This is a genomic window from Allorhizobium sp. Av2 (assembly GCF_021462805.2).
In the GTDB taxonomy this organism is placed as follows: domain Bacteria; phylum Pseudomonadota; class Alphaproteobacteria; order Rhizobiales; family Rhizobiaceae; genus Allorhizobium; species Allorhizobium vitis_G.
Map to the genome: position 1 here is coordinate 586268 of NZ_CP192696.1, position 14188 is coordinate 600455.

9 protein-coding genes and 1 pseudogene are annotated in these 14188 nt (G+C 60.0%); 7 read left to right on the top strand and 3 right to left on the bottom strand.

The genetic code is table 11. The features are described 5' to 3' along the window. The first annotated feature begins 93 nt into the window (after nucleotides 1-93). From FS819_RS02815 to mhpT, 4 genes are all read left to right on the top strand, one after another. Nucleotides 94-3555 carry an AAA family ATPase gene (locus FS819_RS02815; RefSeq protein WP_156548297.1) on the top strand — a complete coding sequence of 1154 codons (3462 nt, stop codon included), beginning with the start codon at nucleotides 94-96 and terminating at the stop codon, nucleotides 3553-3555. 66 nt (nucleotides 3556-3621) lie between these two features. Continuing rightward, nucleotides 3622-3918 carry a hypothetical protein gene (locus FS819_RS02820; protein ID WP_234624781.1) on the top strand — a complete coding sequence of 99 codons (297 nt, stop codon included), beginning with the start codon at nucleotides 3622-3624 and terminating at the stop codon, nucleotides 3916-3918. Nucleotides 3919-4005: 87 nt separating this feature from the next. Then, nucleotides 4006-4422 (top strand): Ivy family c-type lysozyme inhibitor, encoded by a 417-nt coding sequence (locus tag FS819_RS02825; protein WP_156548293.1) that lies wholly within the window; start codon nucleotides 4006-4008, stop codon nucleotides 4420-4422. Between the two features lie 286 nt (nucleotides 4423-4708). Continuing rightward, a complete protein-coding gene (gene mhpT / locus FS819_RS02830; RefSeq protein WP_234624782.1) occupies nucleotides 4709-5959 on the top strand; it encodes a 3-(3-hydroxy-phenyl)propionate transporter MhpT in 1251 nt (416 codons plus the stop codon). 51 nt (nucleotides 5960-6010) lie between these two features. On the opposite strand, the gene FS819_RS02835 is transcribed toward mhpT, so the two are convergent. After that, nucleotides 6011-6568, bottom strand: a complete 558-nt coding sequence (locus FS819_RS02835; RefSeq protein WP_234624783.1) for an SH3 domain-containing protein — start codon at nucleotides 6566-6568, stop codon at nucleotides 6011-6013. A gap of 179 nt (nucleotides 6569-6747) precedes the next feature. Continuing rightward, nucleotides 6748-7251, bottom strand: a complete 504-nt coding sequence (locus FS819_RS02840; RefSeq protein ID WP_156543490.1) for an invasion associated locus B family protein — start codon at nucleotides 7249-7251, stop codon at nucleotides 6748-6750. A 423-nt stretch (nucleotides 7252-7674) separates the two neighbouring features. Here FS819_RS02840 and ppdK point away from each other — a divergent pair, with 423 nt between their 5' ends. The 3 genes and pseudogenes from ppdK to FS819_RS02855 all read left to right on the top strand — a co-directional run bounded on the left by ppdK (nucleotide 7675) and on the right by FS819_RS02855 (nucleotide 13193). Beyond that, on the top strand, nucleotides 7675-10359 hold the full coding sequence (gene ppdK / locus FS819_RS02845) for a pyruvate, phosphate dikinase (RefSeq protein ID WP_156548289.1): 2685 nt from the start codon (nucleotides 7675-7677) through the stop codon (nucleotides 10357-10359). A 243-nt stretch (nucleotides 10360-10602) separates the two neighbouring features. Continuing rightward, nucleotides 10603-10650 (top strand): annotated as a pseudogene (locus FS819_RS02850) (hypothetical protein); the annotation flags it as partial. A 1523-nt stretch (nucleotides 10651-12173) separates the two neighbouring features. Beyond that, complete coding sequence (locus FS819_RS02855; RefSeq protein WP_156548285.1) at nucleotides 12174-13193, top strand: acetyltransferase domain-containing protein; 1020 nt, start codon at nucleotides 12174-12176, stop codon at nucleotides 13191-13193. Between the two features lie 6 nt (nucleotides 13194-13199). On the opposite strand, the gene FS819_RS02860 is transcribed toward FS819_RS02855, so the two are convergent. Continuing rightward, on the bottom strand, nucleotides 13200-14150 hold the full coding sequence (locus tag FS819_RS02860) for a LysR family transcriptional regulator (protein WP_234624784.1): 951 nt from the start codon (nucleotides 14148-14150) through the stop codon (nucleotides 13200-13202). Nucleotides 14151-14188: the final 38 nt, after the last annotated feature.

Consider the following 14188-nt stretch of genomic DNA (forward strand, 5'->3'; position numbering starts at 1 on the left):
CCTGAGGGGGAGATGGCTGGCAAGCCAGAGGGGGGTACCCCTGGCCGAGGCGTTTCCTGCATCTCACAAGACCCGTTCCCCAGAGGTCCACCCATGAAGTTCACCAAGCTTCGGGTCGTCGGCTTCAAATCCTTTGTCGAGCCCACCGAATTCATCATCGAGCGCGGATTGACCGGTGTTGTCGGGCCGAACGGCTGTGGCAAGTCCAATCTGGTCGAGGCGCTGCGCTGGGTGATGGGGGAAAACTCCTATAAGAACATGCGCGCCTCGGGCATGGACGACGTGATCTTTTCCGGCTCCGGCAACAGGCCCGCCCGCAATTCGGCGGAGGTCGGGCTTTATCTCGACAATTCCGACCGCACCGCGCCCGCTGCCTTCAATGACAGCGACGAAATCCAAGTCAGCCGCCGTATCGAGCGGGAAAACGGCTCGGTCTATCGCATCAATGGCAAGGAAGCCCGCGCCAAGGATGTTCAATTGCTGTTTGCCGATGCCTCGACCGGGGCGCGATCACCGTCGATGGTTGGCCAGGGACGTATCGGCGAGCTGATCCAGGCCAAGCCGCAGGCACGTCGGCAATTGCTGGAAGAGGCCGCTGGCATTTCCGGCCTGCATTCGCGCCGCCACGAGGCGGAACTGCGGTTGCGCGCCGCCGAAACCAATCTGGAGCGGCTGGAGGACATTGTCGCCCAGTTGGAGAGCCAGATTGAGAGTTTGAAACGTCAGGCCCGTCAGGCCAATCGCTTCAAGATGCTGTCTGCCGATATCCGCGCCCGTGATGCCATGCTGCTGCATATCCGCTGGACGGAAGCGCGGCAGGCGGAGGCCGAGGCGGAAGCCTCGCTCAATGAGACGACCTCGCTGGTGGCCGAACGGGCGCAGGAGCAGATGGAAGCGGCCAAGGCCCAAGCCATTGCCAGCCTGCAATTGCCTGCGTTGCGTGACGAAGAGGTCAAGGCCGCAGCCTCCCTGCAACGCTTGCAGATTGCCCGCAGCCAGTTGGAAGAGGATGCCGGACGGCTGTTCAAGCGCCGTGACGAACTGACCCGGCGGCTGTTGCAGCTGGAAGAGGACATTACTCGTGAGCAGCGGCTGGTCGATGACAATGCCGAAATTCTCGAGCGGCTGGCTGCCGAGGAAGCCGAACTGGAAGAGGTGCTGACGGAAAGCGGCCAGGAGGCCGACGATCTGCGCATTGCACTGGAAGACGCATCTGCCAGTCTTGCCGACAGCGAAGCCCGCTTTTCTGCTGTCACCGCCGAACGCGCCGAGGCGGCAGCCGGGCGCAACCAGTTGGAACGGGCTCTACGCGACCTCGCCGACAAGCGGCTGCGGCTGGAGCGCCAGGCCGAAGAGGCTGGCCGTGAACTGGATGCCGTGGCCGAGAAGCTCGCCGCCCTGCCGGACCCGGAGGAAAGGCGCGAGGCCGTGGAAGCCGGTGAATATGCCGTGGAAGAGGCTGAAAGCACGGTTGCGCAAGCGGAAGAGGCTTTAAGTGCCGCACGTCGCGCCGAGGCACTGGCCCGTGGCCCGGTGGAAGCTGCCCGCTCTACCTTGGCGGCGCTGGAAACCGAGGCGAAAACCATTGCCAAAATGCTGGCCTCTTCGGCCAGCGCCGGAGAATTTTCGCCGGTGGCCGACGCGCTGACGGTTGAGCGCGGCTTTGAAACTGCGCTGGGGGCGGCGCTTGGTGATGATCTGGAAAGCCCACTCGATGCGCGTGCGCCTGCCCATTGGGCCATGCCCGGGCCTGATAGTGACGACCCGGCTTTGCCTGCTGGCATCGTCGCTCTCGCCACGCATGTGTCGGCGCCGCAAGCTTTGCTGCGTAGGCTGAAACAGATCGGCATCACCGATGCCGATACCGCGCAACGCCTGCAATCGGACCTGAAACCCGGCCAGCGGCTGGTGACGCGCGAAGGGGCCGTCTATCGTTGGGATGGCCATGTCACAGGCTCTGAAGCGCCGAGTGCGGCGGCCCTTCGTCTTTCCCAGAAGAACCGCCTGAAGGCATTGGAAGAAGAGGTTGACGAGGCTCGCATCGGGCTGGAAGACGCTGAAGAACAATTGACGGCAGCGCGCGAGGCGGTGACGTCGAGCGAAGCGGGTCTTTCGGAAGTGCGTGAACGTCAACGGTTGATCCTGCGCCAACTCTCTGAAGCCCGCGAGGCGTTAAGCGCTGCCGAACGGGCCAGCGGCGATCTGCTGCGCCGCCGCGCTGTGGTGGAAGAGGCGGTCAACGGGCTTCGCGCCCAGATCGAAGAGGCCGAAAGCCTGGCCGAAGAAGCGCAGATTGCCCTTGCCGATCAGGCCGACCTGACGGCGCTGGATGAACAATTGCGGCAATTGCAGATGGAGGTTGCCACCGGTCGCGGACTGGTGGCCGAAGCCCGCGCCCGCCATGAAGGGTTCGCCCGCGAAAACGACCAGCGCCAGCGCCGGATCATGGCGATCCGTCAGGAGCGGCAAAGCTGGGCGCAGCGGGCTGCAAGTGCCAGCCAACATATCGCCACGCTGCGGGAACGCGAGGCGGAAGCCCGCGACGAAATGGCCGACCTGGACGCCGCCCCCGACGAATTCGACGAAAAACGCCGCCTGCTGTTGAGCGAGCTGGACAAGGCCGAAGCCGCACGGCGTACTGCTGCCGACCGGCTGGTGGAGGCCGAGGCCCGCCAGCGTCAGGCCGATCAGGTCGCCGCTAGCGCCTTGTCTGCACTGGCCGAAGCACGGGAGCGCCGGGGCCGGGCGGAAGAACGGTTGCTGTCTGGACGCGAGCGGCGCAAGGATGCCGAGGCCCGCATTCAGGAAGCGCTCAACGTCGGCCCGCATGAGGCCTTCCGCCTGACCGGGCTGAAACCCGATGATGCGATTCCTGATCTGCGCGAGGTTGAGCGCGATCTGGACCGGCTGAAAATCGAGCGCGAACGGCTGGGTGCTGTTAACCTGCGCGCTGATGAAGAGCAGAAGGAATTGTCCGACAAGCTCGCAGCCCTGATCAAGGAGCGCGACGATGTGATCGACGCGATCCGCAAGCTGCGCGGCGCCATTCAGAGCCTGAACCGCGAGGGCCGGGAACGGCTGGTGGCGGCTTTCGATGTGGTCAATGCGCAATTCCAGCGGCTGTTCACCCACTTGTTCAACGGTGGCACGGCGGAATTGCAGCTGATCGAAAGCGACGACCCGCTGGATGCCGGTCTCGAAATCCTCGCCCGCCCGCCCGGCAAGAAGCCGCAGACCATGACGCTGCTGTCGGGCGGTGAACAGGCGCTGACCGCGATGGCGCTGATTTTCGCCGTCTTCCTCACCAATCCCGCACCGATCTGCGTGCTGGACGAGGTCGATGCGCCGCTCGACGACCACAATGTCGAGCGCTATTGCAACCTGATGGACGAAATGGCTGCCTCCACGCAGACCCGTTTCGTGATCATCACCCACAACCCGATCACCATGGCCCGCATGAACCGGCTGTTCGGCGTTACCATGGCCGAACAGGGCGTCTCGCAACTGGTGTCCGTGGATTTGCAGACGGCGGAGCAATTGCGCGAGGCTGTGTGAGGGTTCACAAGGCCGATTGGAATGCTCTACGGGAGCAAGTCCGCCTTAGATACAGAGGAAAGCGTCGTGTACAATTTCAATCAGCTTGAGCGGCGTGCCAAGGACCTCATCAAAGCGGGCCGGAGCGCGGATGCGATCAAGATCTATCTGTTCATGGCCGATGGCGATCAGTCTCTCGATGGTGGATATCTTGGGGAGCGACTCGGGATCTGTTACGAGGCAATCGGCGATCTGCATGCCGCCAAATACTGGTACGGACGAGCGGTCGAAGAAAATCCGGACGTAAGGCTGGCATCTGCTGAAGCTCGTGTGCGGCTTGGCGAGGTCAGCATCCATGGCATCGTCGATTTGACAGACAAATAGAGCATTGTTTCGAAAGGAACACCGAGGAAGGGACAGTCTGGCTGGTTCAACGTGAACCTGTCGGGCAGGCATAAACAGGAGATTTGTATGGCCCGCTGGATACCGCTGCTGACCGCTCTTGCCTGCCTCTTTGCGATTCCGGCAGCAGCCGAAAATCTTTCCGGCAATTTCCTTGCTCAGACCGTGAAAACCTCCAAGCCGCACCGCGATTCGTTGACGGGGCTTGTGCGCGGACGCCAGGGCATCCCGCTCTGGGTGCTGAACATGGTCCGCAAGGATGATTATATCGGGCTCGCTTCCGTCGAAATGCCTGTTGACGCCAAGCCCATGCAATTATTCTACGCCTGCCAGCCAAAACGCTGCGAGCAAAGCGCCGTTCGTGTGCTGTTTTCCGCCGATGGCAAGCATGCGGTCATGCGTATTCAGGACCAGGCGGAAGGCGAGATCTTCCTGGGCACGCCAAGCGAGGCGGAAAAGACCGCATTGGCACGCGCTCCCGGGTGATAGTCTGAGGGACAGCGATTTTAAATCATGCTGTCTGCGATGCATAAAAGATCACAATCCTTTGTATTTAAATAGGAAATAGAGGTCTTGCTTTGATTGGAGAGATTTTCACCTGTCCAGCAAGCCACGATTGCTAAATGCCAATTCCAATAGTATGCTCAACATACTTTACAGCATTTTGCCGCGCGGATGGCGTGGTCATGATGGCTGTGGGATTATCCAAAAGGTCTGACCGGGCGCGAGGAGGCGAGCGGTTGAACCGTTATCGGCATCAATGGGAGGCATTATGCTGTCGACAACATCGCGACCGGGCTCGTCCCGGATCATTTTTCTGGTTTTTCTGGCGGCGATGATTGAAGGTTTCGACCTTCAGGCTGCGGGCGTGGCGGCGCCGAAACTGGCGCCGGTCTTCGGGCTGACACCCGCCCAGATGGGACTGTTCTTTTCCTCTGCGACATTTGGCCTGATCTTCGGCGCCGTTTCCGGCGGCATGATCTCCGACCGGTTCGGACGCCGTTTGGGCCTTAGCCTGGCGCTTTTCATCTTCGGGATCTTCTCGCTCGCTACGGCAGCAGTGACATCCGTGGAAGGGCTGATCGCCATGCGGTTCCTCACCGGCGTCGGCCTGGGCGGAGCGTTGCCGAACCTGGTAGCCATTGCTGTCGAGTCGACCACGCCGGAGCGCCGCGGCCGGGCCGTGTCGATCATGTATGCCGGTATTCCGTTTGGCGGGGCGATTGCCAGCGTGGTGGCCATGGCCGGCCTGCATGATGACTGGCGCACCATCTTCATTGCCGGCGGCATCATGCCGATGCTGCTCGTGCTGCCACTGTTTATGATGCTGCCGCAGCTCAAGGTCGAAAAGTCGGAAAAGACCAAGAAGGAGGGCGCCTGGCGTCAGGTGTTCTCCGCCGATACGGCGTTGCGCAGCATCCTGCTGTGGACGGGTTTCTTCTTCGGCATCATGGTGCTTTATCTTTTGCTCAACTGGTTGCCGACGCTTCTGGTCACGCGCGGGCTGGATCGCCAGCAGGCGGGCCTCATCCAGGTGATCTTCAATATTGCCGGGGCCGTGGGCGGCTTGACGGGCGGATGGTTCCTTGACGGGAAACGCAAGGTCCTCAACGGCTCGCTCTGCTTCCTTCTCCTGGTCGCGTCTCTCGTGCTGCTCGGATTGGCACCGGCCAATTTTGCCGCCAATGCCATTGCCGGCGCCTTGATCGGGGTGAGCGTCATGGCAGCCCAGTCGCTGCTCTACGGTATTGCGCCGCAATGCTACGCGCCCGATGTTCGCGGCACCGGCGTGGGGCTTGCCGTCGCGGTCGGACGGTTTGGTTCGGTGGTCGGCCCGCTGTTTGCCGGTGGTTTGATTGCCGCCGGACGCTCGCCGACCGAGGTATTGATGGCGATCGTGCCGGTGGCTGTTGTCGCCGGTATCGCAACCGTTCTGCTGTTGTCGCGGTTGCGCGACCTGCCGCAGGATAGCATCGCGAAGGGTGTGTCAGGCCATGCAACGCCCTCCATGGTCAAGCCTTGACCGGCTGAGGATGTTGCTTGGCAAGCCGTCCGGCATTCTGATTGTAAAACCTCAATTGCCGATGGTTTCACCGGGATAAACGCCCCAGACCAGGCCCTGCCGGACAAAGCCGGAAGGGCCACCTCGTTCTACCGATACGGAACACCAATGCCCATCGCAGCCGCCGATTTTCAGCCGTACCCGTGGCTGGAGTTGGGCGGTGACGGCAGCCGTGGCAAGCGGGCGGTCGCGCAGCATGACGAGATCGCCTTTCGAGCCGCGCCAGGGGGCGACAAGGCCGGTGCGCGCACCGCTGAGCATGACAGCGGACATCCAGCCGCTGGTGCCGTCGCTATCGCGAACCTGACGCCAATTGTCATATTCCTCGATGATTTCCACCGGCAGGCCCCGGGCCTCGTAGATAAAGCGAACCGGGTAGTCGGTGGAAGGGCCAGCCCGCATCCGCACCCTATCGGCCTTTAGCGAGGCAAAGCGCGGCAGCGGATAGCCGGTAACGCGTCCCTTCTGCCGCAGCATTGGCATGGCCGCAACCGTGCCGGGCGCAAGCAGGCTTGCCGCCCCGATCAACGGGGTCAGCAACAGCATGGCCAGCAGGGCGCGGCGGTTCACACGGGGAGCCACTGAAAATGACGGACCGTATTCAGTTTTCTGATGTCTCAAGTCATTGATGCATTTGAGGTCATCGAAATCTCTTGACGGCGAGGATGCGTCATCCTCCTGGAGCCTTTGTGTGAAACCGCCTTTGGCGGTCAGGGGGCGTTTCTCAGGCATTGTCGGTTTTGGACATGTCAGCGGCAGGCCTGGGCCTGTTTCAGCGCCGCCGAAACGCCCTGTAGCGAATAGGTATAGGTCGTGTGGGTCCCGCGCTTCGAGGTGGTTTTCACAGTCATGCGGCGACCTTGTTTCATGGCGGCAATCACCTTTGCGTCATCCGCTTCCAGCCGGGTCCAGCCGACATTGGCTTTCGGCACCATCTGGAACGTCTTGTCATCGACGTTCACGTCGATGGTCGAGCCCTGAGCGACATTGTAGCCCATCACGGCCTGGGGATAATAATTGACGCCGCCAGTTTTTTTCGGGGCGATCAGGAAGAAATTCTTGCCATGGTCAATGCCAACAGGATCTTCCTTTGAAGGCACGGACAGCACGTAGCAAACGGTCTTGCCGCCATCCTTGTAGGAAAACAGCCCCCAGTGATCGAACTGCTTGACCATCCGAGGGGCTGCCGATGCAAAGCTCGCCGAAAAGCCAAGAATGGCAAGCATTAATGCAACGGTTTGTAGTGATGACATATCTGGCAATCTCCTTTGGTTGAGTGGGTCGCTGTTCGTTCTCTACCCCAATCAGCCGGCCATGAGGTTACCGACACGTTAATTTCTCTTCACAATTGGTTGAGCCAATTTGCGACATTCCGTCACAAATTTTTGAAATATCAATTGGTTGAGCGAGAAAATCGCCCTCGAAACAGGCGTTGGCCACTTTCCCGTCCCAACCATCGCTCAATGCCAAGTCGAGCCTCGACACGTTGATCTTTACACTGGGATGCCGCAATTATGCTGCAATGCGGGATACGATTGATATTATGAGATTTTCAACGGATCACGAATGCGCTAAGTCTTTTGAGGGATACAAGCATCGGACCGAAAAGTGGGAACCGGTTTTCGGGAAATCCGATGCGAAAACAACAACAGTCGGGCGGAGAAAGAAAAACGACCATGGGGAAGTGGGTCTACAGCTTCGGCGGCGGCAAGGCTGAGGGCGGCGCTGGCGATGTCGAACAGTTGGGCGGTAAAGGTGCCAATCTTGCCGAAATGGCGGGTCTCGGCCTGCCCGTGCCGCCGGGTTTGACGATTGTCACGGATGCCTGCACGCATTTCTACGCCCATGGCCGCAGCTTGGCTGATGACATGAAGGCAGAGGTGCTGGCCGGTATCGACCTGATTGAAGCCGAGACCGGACGCACGTTCGGCAATGCCAAAAATCCCCTGCTTCTGTCGGTGCGCTCGGGTGCGCGCACTTCCATGCCCGGCATGATGGATACGGTGCTCAATCTCGGCCTGAACGATGAGACGGTGGTCGGTCTTGCCCATCGCGCCGGAGACGCTCGCTTCGCCTGGGACAGTTACCGCCGCTTCATCCAGATGTATGGCGATGTCGTTCTGGGGCTGGATCATGAAGTGTTCGAGGAAATCCTTGAGCATGAAAAAGGCCGGTTTGGCCATGAACTCGACACCGAACTGAGCGCCGATGAATGGCAGCATGTGACTGACCTCTACAAGCAATTGATTGAGGATGAACTGGGCGAACCCTTTCCGCAGGACCCTGCGGTTCAGCTTTGGGGGGCGGTGGCAGCGGTGTTTGCCAGCTGGATGAACGCCCGCGCCATTACCTATCGGCAACTGCACAATATTCCCGGCCATTGGGGCACGGCGGTCAATATCCAGGCCATGGTGTTTGGCAATCTCGGCTCCAGTTCGGCCACCGGCGTGGCGTTTACCCGCAATCCGTCGACAGGAGAAAACCAGCTTTACGGCGAGTTTCTGGTCAATGCCCAGGGTGAGGACGTGGTGGCGGGCATCCGCACCCCGCAATCCCTCAGTGAGCGGGCGCGGCTGGAAAGCGGTTCCGACAAGCCGTCGATGGAAAAGCTGATGCCCAAGGCCTTTGCCGAGTTTACGGCGGTCTGCGCGCAGCTTGAAACCCATTACCGCGACATGCAGGATGTGGAATTTACCATTGAGCGCGGCAAGCTATGGATGTTGCAGACCCGCTCCGGCAAGCGCACCACCAAGGCGGCCATGAAGATCGCTGTCGATATGGTGGCGGAAGGGCTGATCGACGAGGACGAGGCGGTGTCGCGCATCGAGCCGGCGTCGCTGGACCAGCTTTTGCATCCCACCATCGATCCGCGCGTGGCGCGTGATGTGATCGGCTCCGGCCTGCCGGCGTCACCGGGGGCGGCCACCGGCGAAATCGTCTTTACCGCCGAAGATGCTGTCAGCGCCAAGGAAGAAGGCCGCAAGGTTATTCTGGTGCGCATGGAAACCAGCCCGGAGGACATTCACGGCATGCATGCCGCCGAAGCGATCCTGACCACCCGTGGCGGCATGACCAGCCATGCGGCGGTGGTGGCGCGGGGCATGGGCATTCCCTGCGTGGCCGGTGCGGGCAGCATGCGGGTCGATATCCGCAATGGTGTGCTGCTGGGCGTCGGCGTCAAGCTGAAGAAGGGTGATATCATCACCATCGATGGTTCCTCCGGCCAGGTTTTGCAGGGCGCGGTGCCGATGCTGCAACCGGAACTATCAGGCGACTTCGCCAAACTGATGCAATGGGCCGATCGTATCAGGCGCATGACGGTGCGCACCAATGCCGATACACCGGGCGATGCCCGTGCCGCCCGTTCTTTCGGCGCCGAGGGCATCGGCCTTTGCCGTACCGAACACATGTTTTTCGAAGGCGAGCGCATTCATGTGATGCGCGAAATGATTCTTGCTGAAAACGAAGCGGGTCGCCGGGCTGCCCTCGACAAGCTGCTGCCGATGCAGCGCTCGGACTTTACCGAGCTGTTCACCATCATGCATGGCCTGCCGGTGACGATCCGGCTGCTCGATCCGCCATTGCATGAATTCCTGCCGAAGACCGTCAAGGAAATCGCCGAGGTGGCGGTGGCGATGGGCATGGAGCCGCGCGCGCTGGCGCAGCGGGTCGAGGCTTTGCACGAATTCAACCCCATGCTCGGCCATCGCGGCTGCCGGTTGGCGATTTCCTATCCGGAAATAGCCGAAATGCAGGCGCGGGCAATTTTCGAAGCCGCCGTTGCCGCAGGCCTTGAGACCGGCGCGCCGGTCGTGCCTGAAATCATGGTGCCGCTGGTCGGGCTGCGCTCAGAGCTCGATTATGTGAAGGGTGTGATCGACCGGATTGCCTCTGAAGTGATGCGTGAAGGCAAGCTGGAAATCTCCTATCTGGTCGGCACGATGATCGAGCTGCCGCGTGCCGCCATCCGCGCCCATGTGATTGCCGAGGCTGCCGAATTCTTTTCCTTCGGCACCAATGACCTGACCCAGACCACGTTCGGCATGTCACGCGATGATGCGGCCGCCTTCATTCCGACCTATCAGCGCAAAGGGATTATTGAGCGCGATCCGTTTATCTCATTGGATTTCGATGGGGTCGGCGAGTTGATCCGCATGGCCGCCGAGCGCGGTCGCCAGACCCGGCCCGATATGAAGCTCGGCATTTGCGGCGAACATGGCGGCGACCCGGCCTCGATTCATTTCTGCGAGGATGTCGGGCTGGATTACGTCTCATGCTCACCCTTCCGGGTGCCGATCGCCCGGCTGTCCGCCGCCCAGGCAAGCATCAAGCAGAGGCGCCTCATGGCGAAGGAAGTTTGAAGCTACCGTATGTTTATTCGCCGTTTCGGCACAAAATTGCCTGTTGAGTTGCATTTTATCAATTAGATTTCGGCTTTGTTTTAAATGGTTTTATAAAACAGTTACCCAACAAGGATTGAAGGTCAGGACTGATGTCCCGGAGGCTTCAACACATGGTTGGGTAAAATGCGCCTTAAAGATACAGTTTCAAAGCTTCTCGCCGATGACAAGGGCAATTTCGCCGTCATGTCGGCTATTTTGCTTATGCCGTTGCTTCTGGCTGTCGGTGCGGCGGTAGATTACAGTTCGGCACGCGATCATCGCAATGATATTCAGGTGACCGCCGATTCGGCTATCCTGGCTGCGGCGTCGAGCTATTCCTCGTCTTCCGGCGTCGACGCCCTTGCGGCGGGGATCGACAGCTATCTCGAGTCCAAATTGGCGGATCAGGGTTCCAATGACGTTGATACCGCCGCGGTGCCCAAGCGGTTGAGTGGGCCGACCTTGTCGGCGGACGGCAAGGAAATTTGCATTGTCGTTGGCGAGGGCGTGCCGACCAGTTTCATGCAGCTCGCTGGCGTCAAGACCGTAGATGTCTCGGCCAAATCCTGTGCAGCGCTGCCGGGCAATATTGATCTCGAAGTGTCCCTGGTGCTCGACGTCTCCAGCTCGATGATCGAGGAAGGCCGTTTTGTGCCGATGCAGACGGCGGTGAAGAGCTTTTTGACCTCCTTTGCCAATGATGCCACGGTTGCCAAGCGCAGCAAGATCGCCATCGCGCCGTTTTCCAGCCGTTTCAACATCGGCCTCCCCCATAAGGACTGGTTGAAGGCCCATGGCGGCAATGCTGCCGTGCCTAGCCGTTGGACCGATCCCAAGTCCTATTATAAGGACTCGAAATATAGTTTCAGCCAGTGGATCGATAATGTCACGACGCTCGCCTATACCTCCAGTAACTATTATTGGATCGGCTGCGTCGAGCCGCGCGCCGACGTGGAAATGAAGGATAATGGTGCCATCGGCACCTACGGTCTGAGTGATGCGCCACCCAGCACCGAGGCTTTCGTGGCCCAGGATTCCAATAGCGGATCTTCCACCAGTTTTTGTCCACCGCCCATCGTTTCCCTGACATCGAGCTTTAGCACGTTGCAAAGCGCGGTGGCGGACATGACGTCGGAAGGCTCCACCCGGCTTGATGCCGGAATGCTGGCTGGCTGGTACACGCTGTCGCCGAAATGGCGCTCTGCATGGGGGGGTGGGACCTCGCCCGCCGATTATTCCGAAAAGGTCAAAAAGGTCATCGTCTTCATGACCGATGGCGAGATGAATGTGAAATTCGGTTCTACAGACCCTGCCAAGAGCAGTACCGAAAAGCTGGACTGGATCTGCGATAAAAACCGCACGAAATCCTGCAACGATACCGCCACCAGTGCGCTTTTGACCACCTGCGACTCGATCAAATCCAACAGTATCGAGATTTACGCGATTTCCTATAGTTCGGAAGCCGATGTCCAGAATTTGCAGACCTGCTCCAGCGGCACCAAATATTACTTCAGCGCCTCCACCACCAATATCAAGGATGTCTATACGGCAATCTCCAAGAACATCATCGGTAGCACGGTGCGGCTGACGCACTGAACCGTACGGTTGCTGCATAATTCCTTAAATCGGAATCGATTTAAGGAATTATGCAGCAGATTTAAAGTGTTACAGCGTCCTTTGTGCGTTTTATAAAACGCACGGCGCTGTAAAGGCATGATGAAGAGCCGCGTGGGTGACAAATTGCCTTGATTGTGAGATAGGCCGGGTCGTCACACTCGCAAAGGCCAGGCCCGATGAACGACACGCACCGGACATCCTCCACGGCGCCCACCTCCCGCAAACGCCGCCAGAAGGGCCGCGACACGCCGCCGCATGGCTCTCATTCTACCAAGCCGCAACGCGAGGGGCAGGGCAAGGCCGTTCCTGCGTCCGGTAATGACACCTGGGCGCAAGCCCGTCGCGTTATGAAGACGGATCGTTTTCGCGCCAGTGCGCTGCTGGCCGGTTTCGGCCTGTTCCTGCTGGCGGTATCGCAAAGCCTGCCGCATGATTATGGCTTTACCGAGCTTGGCGCGCTGTTCACCTTCTCGGTGTATGATCTGGTTCTGGCCATGCTGGGCATCGCGGTCGCCTGCGCGATGATGCCCAGCGCCCGGCAATTCGCCATCACCATCGGCGTGTTTCTCGCCGTGCTATCGGTCATGCTGCTGTTTTTCGACCCGATCTTCGTCGCCATTCGCGAGAGCGCGCTGGGGCAGGTGCTGTACCTGATCGCGCCGGTGGCCGTCGCCATCACCGGCGCCAGTCTCTGGCTTTCGGGGCGCTGGCGGGATCGGGCCATGCTGGCATCCGCTGCCGTTGTTGCCTTTTCCTTCTCGCTGTTTCTCGGCCTGGACGATTTCGGCGTCGGCATTCCGTCTTTTGCGATTGCCTCTGTGCTTTCGGCCCTGTGGATTATCCTCACTCCGGCCTTTCTGCTGCGCTGCTTCAAGGGCCCCTGGCTGAACATTCCCTCGCGCATCCTTGGCAGCTGGCTGCTGGTCATTGCCATTATCGTCACCGTCTCGCTCTATGTGCCGCTGCCAATCAAGACCCAGCCGCCCGTCGATCTCGGTCAGCCGGACCTGTCGATCGATGGCGAGGATCCCGGTACGGCTCCGACCGACCCCTCTGCCTTGCAGGATAAGGGCGCCTACGGCTCGATGAATTCCAATGGCACGCAGGTGCCCGATTTTCTGGAAGAGGAGCCAAAGCCCGATCCCAATGCGCCCTCCGTGTTTGAGGGGCTGAAAACGCCGAAAATTGGTGGATGAGAATGCCTATGGCAGATGCCGGGTTTCTGCGGTCTGGCGCGCAGTGGATGCCTGCGCCAGATGGGCGCGCATGCGTCGTGACAGCCAGTCGGTAAACACCAGCCGTCTTTCGTCGGCGGCAAAATCGCTATTGGAGACGGCGAGATAATGGGTGCCATCCTCATGAAACGCACCGAGCGCGGCCAGTCGTCCGGCTGCCATATCCGTCGTCACCATATGGATCGATGCCAGTGCGACGCCTTGGCCGGCCATCGCCGCCTCAAGGGCCAGATAGAAATGCTCGTAGAAAATGTCCGAGTTGAACTTGCGGGTCCCTGGCTGGGTCTTGCACCAGTTCAGCCAGGCATCGGGGCGCGAGCGGGTATGCAGAGCAGGCACGCTGGGGCGAGGCGCTTTGCTGAGGTCAGCCGCCACCTGCGGCGTGCAGACCATGCCCATCGCTTCCGGCGCCAGCTCCCTCACATGCAGGCGGGGGTCTATGGCAAAATCGTTGCGCCGCACGGCAAGATCGACGTGATCGCGGCGAAAATCGATTTTTCCGCCCGCTGCGAGAACCTTGACATCCAGACCGGTCCTTTCTTTCAGATCGCCAAGGTTTGGGATGAGGAATTTCAGGCAGAGCGTTGGTTCGCAGGAGACGATCAGGGGTTGGGCATAGGCATTGCTGCGAAAATCCGTGACGACATTTTCCAGATCCTGGAACACGGAGGCAAGCCTGGCCGCCAATTGACGACCCCGCTCCGTCAGGAAGACCGCTCGGTTGCGACGCAGGAACAGCGGCTCGCCCAGACTTTCCTCCAGATTCTTGACCTGCTTGCTGATTGCCCCATGTGTAACGTGCAATTCCCGGGCCGCGAGCACAAAACTTTCATACCGCGCCGCCACCGAAAAGGCCTTCAAAGCCCCCAATTGCGGCAGGCGCGCCATCCTGGATCTGAATTCGGAATTGTCGGACATATGTGTGAATTTACCTCACGCGTTTGCTCGAAAATATA